9 protein-coding genes are annotated in these 10,052 nt (G+C 73.6%); 1 reads left to right on the forward strand and 8 read right to left on the reverse strand.

Annotated elements, in window-relative coordinates; genetic code table 11:
• Positions 1-198: 198 nt before the first annotated feature.
• From truB to rimP, 8 genes are all read right to left on the reverse strand, one after another.
• On the reverse strand, positions 199-1,128 hold the full coding sequence (gene truB / locus ACWCYO_RS29440; protein WP_449785894.1) for a tRNA pseudouridine(55) synthase TruB: 930 nt from the start codon (positions 1,126-1,128) through the stop codon (positions 199-201).
• 32 nt (positions 1,129-1,160) lie between these two features.
• Positions 1,161-2,264 (reverse strand): DHH family phosphoesterase, encoded by a 1,104-nt coding sequence (locus ACWCYO_RS29445; RefSeq protein ID WP_270146898.1) that lies wholly within the window; start codon positions 2,262-2,264, stop codon positions 1,161-1,163.
• 2 nt (positions 2,265-2,266) lie between these two features.
• Complete coding sequence (rbfA, locus tag ACWCYO_RS29450) at positions 2,267-2,710, reverse strand: 30S ribosome-binding factor RbfA (RefSeq protein WP_270146897.1); 444 nt, start codon at positions 2,708-2,710, stop codon at positions 2,267-2,269.
• Positions 2,711-2,863: 153 nt separating this feature from the next.
• Positions 2,864-3,160 carry a DUF503 domain-containing protein gene (locus ACWCYO_RS29455; RefSeq protein ID WP_030289887.1) on the reverse strand — a complete coding sequence of 99 codons (297 nt, stop codon included), beginning with the start codon at positions 3,158-3,160 and terminating at the stop codon, positions 2,864-2,866.
• A gap of 169 nt (positions 3,161-3,329) precedes the next feature.
• Positions 3,330-6,467 (reverse strand): translation initiation factor IF-2, encoded by a 3,138-nt coding sequence (gene infB / locus ACWCYO_RS29460; RefSeq protein ID WP_270146894.1) that lies wholly within the window; start codon positions 6,465-6,467, stop codon positions 3,330-3,332.
• A gap of 212 nt (positions 6,468-6,679) precedes the next feature.
• Positions 6,680-6,940 carry a YlxR family protein gene (locus tag ACWCYO_RS29465; RefSeq protein WP_270146893.1) on the reverse strand — a complete coding sequence of 87 codons (261 nt, stop codon included), beginning with the start codon at positions 6,938-6,940 and terminating at the stop codon, positions 6,680-6,682.
• Positions 6,941-7,095: 155 nt separating this feature from the next.
• A complete protein-coding gene (gene nusA, locus ACWCYO_RS29470) occupies positions 7,096-8,088 on the reverse strand; it encodes a transcription termination factor NusA (protein ID WP_270146890.1) in 993 nt (330 codons plus the stop codon).
• 53 nt (positions 8,089-8,141) lie between these two features.
• The gene (rimP, locus tag ACWCYO_RS29475; RefSeq protein ID WP_270146889.1) at positions 8,142-8,681 is read right to left on the reverse strand and encodes a ribosome maturation factor RimP; all 540 of its coding nucleotides are present in this window, start codon (positions 8,679-8,681) and stop codon (positions 8,142-8,144) included.
• A 302-nt stretch (positions 8,682-8,983) separates the two neighbouring features.
• On the opposite strand from rimP, the gene ACWCYO_RS29480 reads away from it, so the two are divergent.
• A complete protein-coding gene (locus tag ACWCYO_RS29480) occupies positions 8,984-9,958 on the forward strand; it encodes a ferritin-like domain-containing protein (RefSeq protein WP_449785895.1) in 975 nt (324 codons plus the stop codon).
• Positions 9,959-10,052 lie beyond the last annotated feature (94 nt).

Below are 10,052 nucleotides of genomic sequence, written 5' to 3' on the forward strand. Positions count from 1 at the left end.
CCGTCGCCCGGGCCCGTCGCCCGCTCGCCGCCGGGAGCCTGCCCGCCGAGGCGGCGCCCCCACCGCGCCCGCGCCGCTCACCACGGTCGTTCACCTCGCGCGCTCCCCCGGCCGGGTGAAGCCCCCGGTTCGGGTGAACGGCCCGCACAGGTGAAAACCCCCGCCGGGATTCCCGACGGGGGTCACGGCACGGACCACTCAGCCGACGAACACCGCGACCGGCTTCGCCTGCCCGTCCTTCTCCTCGACCAGCGCCAGGAAGCGCCCGTCCGGCCCGAACACCGCGATCGGCCCGTCCACGCCCAGCCCGGGCGCCTTCAGCCGGGCGCCGTGCGACAGCTTCTGCGCCGAGTCCTCGTCCAGGTCCCAGCGCGGGAAGGCGGCGGCCGCGGCCTGCGCGATCGGCAGCACCTCCAGCGGCGCGCCGGAGTCGCCGGTGACGGCGGCCTCCAGCTGCTCCAGGGTGCGCGCCGACTCCACCCCGTACGGCCCGACCTTGGTGCGGCGCAGCGCGGTCAGGTGCCCGCCGACGCCCAGCCCGGCGCCCAGGTCGCGGGCCAGCGCCCGGATGTAGGTGCCGGAGGAGCACTCGACGGTGACGTCCAGGTCGATCACCGGCGTGCCGTCCTCGGCGACCACCGCGCGCTGGTCGTGCACGGTGAAGGAGTGGATCGTGGTCGGCCGGGCCGCGAGCTCGAAGTCCTCGCCCTCGCGCACCCGCGCGTACGACCGCTTGCCGTCGATCTTGATCGCGCTGACCTTGGAGGGCACCTGCATGATCTCGCCGGTGAGCGCCGCGATCCCGGCGTCGATCGCCTCCCGGGTGACGCCCTGCGCCGGGGTCGAGGCGGTGACCTCGCCCTCGCGGTCGTCCGTGACGGTGGTCTGGCCGAGCCGGATGGTCGCCTCGTAGGTCTTGGCGGTCAGCATCAGGTGGCCGAGCAGCCGGGTGGCCCGCTCGACGCCGATCACCAGCACGCCGGTCGCCATCGGGTCCAGCGTGCCGGCGTGCCCCACCTTGCGGGTCCCGGCCAGCCACCGCATCTTGGCGACGACCCCGTGGGAGGTGATGCCCTCGGGCTTGTCGACGATCACCAGGCCGTCCGGGCCGGTGCCTTTGCGCTTCATCGGGTTCTTTCTCTAAAGACGTGCAGGAGCCCTCAACGTACCGGCCGCAGCGCGCCCCGGAACCGCTCGACCACCGCGGTGACGTCCTCCCGGGCGCTGAACCCGGCCGCGAAGACGTGCCCGCCGCCGCCCAGTTCGGCGCAGGCGGCGGCCACGTCCACCGCGCCCTTGGAGCGGGAGGAGCCGCGCAGCGTGCCGTCCGGGTCCTGCTTGAGCACCAGCGCCACCTCGGCCTCGGCCGGCCGGCGCAGGATGTCGATCAGCCCCTCGATCTCCTCGACCGTGACGCTGAACAGCGCCAGGTCCTGGTAGGGAACCCAGGTCCACACCAGGCCCAGCCCGTCGGCCGCGTCCGGCTCGTAGACGGCCCGGTCCAGGGCGGCCGCGAGCACCTTGAGGTAGCCGAAGGAGGAGGTGTCCCACAGCTGCCGGGAGATCAGGTCGTGCCGGATGCCGGTGGCCAGCAGCCGCCCGGCGAGTTCGTGGGTCGCGGGCGTGGTGGCCCGGTACTTGAAGGAGCCGGTGTCGGTGGCGACCCCGGTGTACAGGCAGGTGGCCAGGTCCTGGTCGAGCTCCACGCCGAGTCGGCGCAGCAGTTCGTCCACCAGGACGGCGGTGGCCGGCGCGGACGGGTCGATCAGCTGGTGGGTGCCGAAGCCCGGGTTGGAGGCGTGGTGGTCGAACACCACCAGGACGGGCGCGGCGAAGGCCTTGTCGTGCAGCAGCCCCAGCCGGCTCTGCGCGGCGACGTCGAAGCAGAGCACCAGCTCGGGCACGTCCGGCACCTCGGCGGCCGGCACGATCAGCTCCTGGCCGGGCAGGAAGGCCAGCGACTCGGGCACGATCTGCGGGTCGTCACCGAAGGAGACCCGCACCTGCTTGCCGAGCGCGCGCAGTGCCAGGGCGGCCGCCAGCGAGGAGCCCAGGGCGTCGCCGTCCGGGCAGATGTGGCAGATCAGGTCGATCGACCGGGCCCGCCCGATCTCCCCCACCACCTGCTGCCAGATCAGCTCGAAGCCGCTCTCCTCGGCGCGCGGCCCCGGAAGCGCCGCGAGGGCACCCTCCACCGTGCTGGTGGAGGACGCCCCCGTGGTCGATCCGGCTCGCGAGGCGGCCCGCGCCGGCTCACCCGCCATGACTACTCGTCCTCGTCGTCACGCTCGGACGCCGGCACCCGGTACGGGTCCGCGTCGCCGGCGTAGGTCGCCCCGGCGGCCTGGGTGCGCACGGCGGCGTCGGAGGTCCGGGCCCGGTCGAGCAGGTCGTCGATGTTCCGGGCGTTCTCCGGCAGCGCGTCCGCGACGAAGGTCAGCGACGGGGTGAAGCGCACCCCGGTCTGCTTGCCGACCTCGGAGCGGAGCACGCCCTTGGCGCTCTCCAGCGCGGCCGCGGTGGCCTGGCGCTCGGTCTCGTCGCCGAAGACGGTGTAGAAGACGGTGGCCTCGCGCAGGTCGCCGGTCACCCGGGTGTCGGTGATGGTCACGAACCCCAGTCGCGGGTCCTTGATCCGCCGCTCCAGGGTCTGGGCGACGACCACCTGGATGCGGTCGGCGAGCTTGCGCGCCCTTGCGGTGTCGGTCACGTTGCCTCCTCGTGCAGTGGGCCCGGTACCCGGGCGAGCTGCGCACCCGTCGGGGCCCACGCCCCAAAGTACCGGCCCGCGCCCGGCCTTGCGGGCGCTCTCGGTCCTGATCTGTGTGAGAACGGCGACTTCCGCCGACCGGCTCCACAGCCCTCATTCGTCGTCGTCGTTGTGGTAGCGCCTCCTCGCGGAGAGGAGCTGCACCTCGGGGCGGCCGGCGACCAACCGCTCACAGCTGTCCAGGACCTCGGTGACGTACCCGGCTTCGCCGGAGACCACCGCGAGGCCGATCTCGGCCCGGCGGTGCAGGTCCTGGTTCCCGGTCTCGGCAGCGCACACGCTGTACTTGCGCTGCAGTTCGGCCACGATGGGCCGCACGATCGAACGCTTCTCCTTGAGCGAGTGGACGTCGCCCAGCAGCAGGTCGAAGGTGAGTGTTCCCACGAACATGTGTGACAGGTCTCGCCGACCTGGAAGGCCTCGGGGAAAGGCGCGGCCCGGAACCGGGCTCGCGCCGGGACTGTCGAAAGGTGACTTTCGAACACCCCGGACCCTACACAGCGAGACCGGGGCCGGTCGACGGAAATACCATCCGTCGACCGGCCCCGGCTGACACCGACTAGGCGCGCGGCTTCTCGCGCATCTCGTAGGTCTCGATGATGTCGTCGACCTTGATGTCGTTGAACGACCCCAGGGTGACACCGGCCTCGAAGCCCTCGCGGACCTCGGTCGCGTCGTCCTTGAAGCGGCGCAGACCCTCGATGGAGAGGTTCTCCGCCACGACCTTGCCGTCGCGCAGCAGGCGGGCCTTGGCGTTGCGGCGGATGATGCCGTCGCGGACCAGGACACCGGCGATGTTGCCGAACTTGGAGGAGCGGAAGACCTCGCGGATCTCCGCGGCGCCGAGGCGCACCTCCTCGTACTCCGGCTTGAGCATGCCCTTGAGGGCGTTCTCGATCTCCTCGATCGCCTGGTAGATGACCGAGTAGTACCGGACGTCCACGCCTTCCTTCTCGGCCGCCGCACGCGCACGGCCTTCGGCGCGCACGTTGAAGCCGATGATGATGGCGTCCGAGCCCATCGCCAGGTCCACGTCGGACTCGGTGATGGCACCCACACCGCGGTGCAGGACCCGGAGCTCGACCTCCTCGCCCACGTCCAGCTTGACGAGGGCGTCCTCGAGGGCCTCGACCGAACCGGAGACGTCACCCTTGATGATGAGGTTGAGCTGCTCGATGGAGCCGGCGGCGATGGCCTTGTCCAGGTCCTCCAGGGACACCCGGACCCGACGCTGCGCGAAGGCGGCGTTGCGGTCGCGGGCCGAGCGCTTCTCGGCGATCTGGCGGGCGGTGCGGTCCTCGTCGACGACGATGAAGCTGTCGCCGGCGCGGGGCACCGAGGTCAGACCGAGCAGCAGCACCGGGCGGGACGGACCGGCCTCGGAGAGGTTGTTGCCGTTCTCGTCCAGCATCGCGCGGACGCGGCCGTAGGCGTCGCCCACGACGATCGAGTCACCGACGCGGAGGGTACCGCGCTGGACCAGGACGGTCGCCATGGCGCCGCGGCCCTTGTCCAGGTGGGCCTCGATCGCGATGCCCTGCGCGTCCTGGTCGGGGTTGGCCCGCAGGTCGAGCGAGGCGTCCGCGGTCAGGACCACGGCCTCCAGCAGCTGGTCGATGTGCAGACCCTGGCGCGCGGAGATGTCGACGAACATGGTGTCGCCGCCGTACTCCTCGGCCACCAGGCCGAACTCGGTCAGCTGGCCGCGGACCTTGGTCGGGTCGGCGCCCTCGACGTCGATCTTGTTGACGGCGACCACGATCGGCACACCGGCGGCCTTGGCGTGGTTCAGCGCCTCGACCGTCTGCGGCATGACACCGTCGTTGGCCGCGACCACCAGGATCGCGATGTCGGTGGACTTGGCACCACGGGCACGCATGGCGGAGAACGCCTCGTGACCCGGGGTGTCGAGGAAGGTGATCGGGCGCTCTTCGCCGTTCACCATCGTCGCCACCTGGTAGGCACCGATGTGCTGGGTGATGCCACCGGCCTCGCCGGCCACCACGTTGGACTTGCGGATCGCGTCCAGCAGGCGGGTCTTACCGTGGTCGACGTGACCCATGACGGTGACGACCGGCGGGCGCGGGGCCAGCTGGTCCTCGTCGCCCTCGTCGGCGCCGAAGTCGATGTCGAACGACTCCAGCAGCTCGCGGTCCTCGTCGTCCCGGCTGACGATCTCCAGCTGGAAGCCCATCTCGCCGGCCAGCAGCTCGAGGGTCGCGTCGGAGACCGACTGGGTCGCGGTGACCATCTCACCGAGGTTGAACATGACGGAGACGAGCGCGGCCGGGTTGGCGTTGATCTTCTCCGCGAAGTCCATCAGCGAGGCGCCGCTCGACAGGCGAACGGTCTGGCCGTTGCCGCGAGGCAGCATCACACCGCCGACGGACGGGGCCTGCATGGCCTCGTACTCCTGGCGCTTCGCCCGCTTCGACTTGCGACCGCGCGCCGGGCGACCGCCCGGGCCACGACCGAAGGCGCCCTGCGTGCCACCACGGGCACCCGGGCCGCCGGGACGACCGCCGAAGCCACCGGGACGCGGGCCGCCGAAGCCGCCGCCGCCACCGGGAGCACCGCCACCCGGACGCGGGCCGCCGAAGCCGCCGCCACCGGCCGGACGCGAGCCCGGACCGGCCGGACGACCCTGGAAACCGGGACGGGCACCGCCGGCACCCGGACCACCCGGACGACCGCCGGGGCCACCGGGACCACGGCCACCCGGACCCGGACGCGGGCCGGCCGGACGCTGCGGCATCATGCCCGGGTTCGGACGCGGCATGCCGGACGGGGTCGGCCCGCCGGGACGCGGCGCGGCCGGACGCGGCATGCCGTCAGGACGGGGAGCACCACCGGGACGGGGGGCACCGGCACCCGGCGCACCGGCCGGACGCGGACGGTCCCCGCCCGGACGGGGGGCACCGGCACCCGGCGCACCGGCCGGACGCGGACGGTCCCCACCGGGACGCGGCGCACCGGCACCCGGCGCACCGGCCGGACGCGGACGGTCCCCACCGGGACGCGGACGGTCGCCGGCCTGCGCGCCCGGAGCACCCGGACGGGCACCCGGCGCGCCCTGACGGCGGTCGCCGGGGCGGGCCATGCCGGTCGCGCTGCCCGAGGTGAACGGGTTGTTGCCCGGACGCGGGCCGGCCGGACGCGGGCCCGGACGGGCGCCGCCGCCGGCCTGACCGGCCGGACGCGGGGCCTGGGCAGCCGGACGCGGGGCGTCACCGGCCGGAGCCGGCGAGGAGAACTCGGCCGCGGGAGCGGCCGGGGCCGCCGGAGCGGCGGGACGCGCGGCCGGGCGCGGGCCCGGGGTCGGCGCACCCGGACGGGCCGCGGCGGGAGCGGCCGGAGCCGCGGGGGCGGCCGGCGCGGCGGGAGCCGCAGCGGCCGGGGTCGGACGGGGACCAGGGGTCGCGCCAGGGCGCGGACCCGGGGTCGGAGCACCCGGCTTGGGTGCACCCGCGGCACCTGCCGCGGGCTGGGGCGCCGCGGTCTTCCGCGGGCCCGGCTTGGCAGCGCCACCACCGGTGGGGGCCACACCAAGCGCGTCAGTCAGCTTGCGCACGACCGGCGCCTCGATCGTCGAGGACGCCGAACGGACGAACTCACCGAGCTCGGTGAGCTTGGCCATGACGGCCTTGCTCTCCAAGCCAAGCTCCTTGGCGAGTTCGTAAACCCGGACCTTAGCCACTTCACTCCTGTCTATGAGTCCGGGGGTCTCGTCCGCCGGACTGTCGCTACTTCATGGGCGTACCCATCGCGTACTCATCGCGTACTCATCGAGTGCTCATCGCAATCTCGACCTACTTCCACATCGCGAGGTACCTGACTGGTGGCACGGCGCGCGGCTGCCCGAGCGCTGTGCTTGTTGCGGTGGTTCTCCGCCGCGGTGAGCGGCGGCCGTCACGGGAGGCGGTCCGCCCCAGGGGCTCCGCCGACCCGCTCCTCGATGAACCCGCGGAGCCGCTCCGTGTCGAGCGTCCCCTGGAGCCGGAAGGCCCGGGAGAACGCCCGACGGCGGACCGCGAGGTCGAGGCAGGCCAGGTCGGGGTGCAGGTGAGCGCCCCGGCCCGGCAGTGCGCCACGGGGATCGGGAACGCAGACGCCCTCGACCGCCGTGACACGCAACAGCTGGTGCTTGGCCGCGCGCTTGCGGCAGCCCACGCAGGTGCGTTCCGGGCGTGCTCGGACGTGCGTCCGGCCAGACGAAGGCAAGTCTACCCCTCCGAAGCGACATGGCGCCGCCCCGTAGATCCCGGAGGACCGACGGGGACCGCCACGAACGACACTGACTACTGGGCCTGGGCCCCTGCATTTTCCTACTGGGGCTCGCCCTGGCCCTCGGTGTCCGGCCGGATGTCGATCCGCCAGCCGGTGAGGCGCGCGGCCAGACGGGCGTTCTGCCCCTCCTTGCCGATCGCCAGGGACAGCTGGTAGTCCGGCACGATCACCCGCGCGGAGCGCTGGGCGGCGTCCACGATCTCCACGCTGGTCACCCGTGCGGGGGACAGCGCCGCGGCGACCATCTCGCGGGGGTCCTCGGACCAGTCGACGATGTCGATCTTCTCGCCGTGCAGCTCGCCCATCACGGCGCGCACCCGGGAGCCCATCGGACCGATGCAGGCGCCCTTGGCGTTCAGCCCGGCCCGGCGCGACCAGACCGCGATCTTGGTGCGGTGGCCGGCCTCACGGGCGATCGCGGCGATCTCCACGCTGCCGTCCGCGATCTCCGGGACCTCCAGCGCGAACAGCTTCTTCACCAGGCTCGGGTGGGTCCGCGACAGCGTCACCGACGGCCCGCGGACACCGCGGCGCACCGCCACGACGTAGCACTTCAGCCGGGTGCCGTGCCGGTAGTCCTCGCCCGGGACCTGCTCCTGCGGCGGCAGGATGGCCTCCAGCTTGCCGATGTCGACCAGCACGTTCTTCGGGTCGTTGCCCTGCTGGACGACACCGGTGACGATGTCGCCCTCCTTGCCCGCGTACTCGCCGAAGGTCTGGTCGTCGGCGGCGTCGCGCAGGCGCTGCATCATCACCTGGATGCCGATGCTGGACGCGATCCGGCCGAAGCCGTTCGGGGTGTCGTCGAACTCCTTCGGCTCGACGCCCTCCTCCAGCTCCGCCGGGTCCTCCATCGCCCACACGGTCACGTGGCCGCTCTTGCGGTCCAGGTGCACCCGGGCGCGGCGGCGCGAGCCCTCGGTGCGGTGGTACGCGGTGAGGAGGGCGGACTCGATGGACTCGACCAGCAGGTCGAAGGGGATGTTCTTCTCGTTGACCAGCGTGCGCAGGGCACTCATGTCGATGTCCACGGCTACGCCTCCTCGTCTTTCGTCACGTTCATGATGGTCGTACGGCGGCCGGCTCACTCGGCGCCGTCGTCCCCCTCGTCGAAGTCGGCGGCCTCGTCCAGGAGCTGCTCGTCGTCCTTGCGGTTGAACTCGACCTGGACCCGCGCCCGGGTCACCTCGGCGTACTCCAGACGGCGCTCCTTCGGACGGCCGCGCCCCTTCACCGGCTGCACCTCGACCAGCGCGCCGTCCTCGTCCGCCTCGAGCACCCGGGCGACGATCTCCCCGCCGTCGACCAGGTGGATCTTGGCCAGCCGGCCCTCCGCGCGCTGCCAGTGCCGGGGCAGGACCAGCGGACGCTCCGCACCCGGCGAGCCGACCTCCAGCAGGTAGGGCTCGTCCCCCATCACGTCCGAGGCGTCCAGGGCCTCGCCGACCACCCGGCTGAACTCGGCGATGGTGTCCATGTCCACGCCGCCGTCGGTGTCGACGTCGATCTGCACCTGCCGGCGGTTGCCCGCCTTGGTGACCTTGACGTCCTCCAGGTCCAGTCCGGCCTGGACGGCCAGCGGCTCCAGCAACGCGCGCAGCCGGTCGGTGTGGGTGGTGCTCATCCGGGTGGACTCCTCGGCCGCGTCTGCTGTTGTCAGAGGTCGCCCCGCGCCCTCCGCGCCCCTCGGGCGCACTCCGGGTCACGGCAGCTCGGCCCAAAGCCTAGCCGGTGAAGCCGCGAACCACCGATTCCGGACCTCCCGCGACCAGCCGGACGCCACCCACTGCGAGCAAGCTCACACCCCCCGACCCACCCCGCAGGACCCCCGATACCCACCCACGATCGTGGGGGTTCTGCGAAGATTCAGGCCACCGAGGGCAGGCAGGGGAGGCCGCCCTCCCGTACCCGCCCGGAGTGACCCCGATGCAGCCGCCCAGCCGACGGACCTTCCTGGCCCTCGGACTGATCACCCTCACCACCGCCTGCACCAGCTCCACCGGGGCCGACCCCAACGGTGCCGTGATGCCCGGCGACAAGGGCCCCGGCCCCGACCCGGACGCCCCGGTCCGCCTGCGCGCCATCGCCGCCACCGACACCCTGCTGTCGGCCTACGACGCCCTCCTCGCCACCCCCGCCACCCGGACGGCGCAGCTGCAGTCGCTGCGCGCCGAGACCGCCCAGCACCGCGCGGCCCTCGCCTACGGCATCCCGGCCGCCTCCGTGCCCCCGACCCCCGGCACCCCCACCACGCCCCCGAGCGCCACCCCCGCCGCCCTGGCCACCCTGGAACGCCAGACCGCCCAGTCCCACCTCGCCGACCTCGGCGCCGCCCGGCCGCCGCTCGCCCGGCTGCTCGCCTCCGTCGCCGCCGCCGACGCCCTGCACGCCGCAGCCCTCGGCGCCCCACCCGACCAGCCCGGCCCCACCGGCACCCCGACCCCCGCCGCCACCCCCGGAGCAGCGCTGCCCGCCCTCCAGAAGGCCCTGAGCGCCGAACACGCCGCCGTCTACGGCTACGGCGTCGTCGGCGCCCACCTGCCCGAGGACCAGCAGCGTGCCGACGCCCGCACCTGCTACGCCGCCCACCAAGCCCAACGCGACGCCTGGCAGCGCCTCCTCACCACCCTCGGCGCCACCCCCACCCCCGCCGCCGGCGGCTACCAGCTCCCCTTCGCCGTCACCGACGCCACCACCGCCACCAAGCTCGCGGCCCACCTGGAAACCCGCCTCACCACCGTCTACGCCGACCTCGTCGCCGACCTCCCCGCCCCCCAACGCCAGCCCGCCGCCACCGCCCTGCGCGACTGCACCCTTCGCGCCCACCACTGGGGCGCCCCCACCACCGCCTTCCCGGGCATCCCCGACCCCCTCCCCACTCCGACGGCCACCCCGAACTGACCCAGGTGGGCGCACCCCCACCCCCTCGTGGGGGGGGGGGGGGGCCCCCCCGCCCCCCCCCCCCCCCCCCCCCCCCCCCCCCCCACCCGAGGGG

This window comes from Kitasatospora sp. NPDC001683, assembly GCF_053596495.1.